Here is a 711-nt window from a genome sequence, read left to right as displayed (position 1 = left end):
TGACGTACTATAACAATTTCAGATATCAATGGAACTTAAAGAAGATGACTCCTGTTCAATACAGAAATCACCTTCTCAAAGTGGCATGACCTTTTTTAAAAATGTCCTTTACATAGGGTACAGTTTAAAAACTGGCTAACCTTATAATACGAACGCACCCGTTAGTTTAAGTAGATTTCTTCACAAACTTTTTAGTATTTCAGTTAATACTGGACAGGAATGCTGCCCCGTTAGTTTACCCATTTATGAATTTCCCTAATGAATAAACCAATAAAATTAATAATTGATAAAGAGTAAAGGGGATTAGTGTAAGGAATGGGATGTACTTCATCTTATGTTGTTCTTTCCTTATCACAGCGATAATCGTACATATAATAGAAACACCATACAGGCTAAAACTACTAATTAGTAATATATCACTAAACTTAATTATTTCAATTGCAGCAAATAAAAGTAATGGAGCCATAACTCCAACTATGGCTGACGTAAAACTAAACATATTTTTCTTCATTTCAATTTCCATCCTCAATTCATTTGATAATGGTGGTGGCAGCCACACATCTTGAACTAAACCAGCTAATAGAATGTCAATATCTTTCTCTAATATTTTCATTTCCCTTATGATATACTATTTTTGGCCATGCCAAATAACCCTCCAAAACCCTTTTGGAAGGATTTTTCTCTGTTTCACAAAACCGTTAATCAGGCTAA

General features: G+C 32.6%; 2 protein-coding genes. One reads left to right on the top strand and one right to left on the bottom strand.

What is annotated here, in order from left to right:
• On the top strand, nt 1-89 hold an 89-nt coding region (locus tag N0M92_RS29205; RefSeq protein ID WP_260288566.1), incomplete at its 5' end, for an IS3 family transposase.
• 146 nt (nt 90-235) lie between these two features.
• Here the strand turns inward: N0M92_RS29205 and N0M92_RS29200 are convergent.
• Nucleotides 236-613: a hypothetical protein gene (locus N0M92_RS29200; protein WP_260289036.1), complete on the bottom strand. Its 378-nt coding sequence runs from the start codon at nt 611-613 to the stop codon at nt 236-238.
• Nucleotides 614-711 lie beyond the last annotated feature (98 nt).

The sequence above is a fragment of the Peribacillus aracenensis genome (genome assembly GCF_025175645.1).
Taxonomy (GTDB): Bacteria; Bacillota; Bacilli; order Bacillales; family DSM-1321; genus Peribacillus; species Peribacillus aracenensis.
Note: the sequence above shows the minus strand (reverse complement) of the source record. Positions and strands in the feature narration are given on the sequence as shown.

Excerpts from the sequence above, each read along its gene's own strand:
- N0M92_RS29200 (WP_260289036.1), bottom strand. The coding sequence starts at position 613 with ATGAAAATATTAGAGAAAGATATTGACATTCTATTAGCTGGTTTAGTT.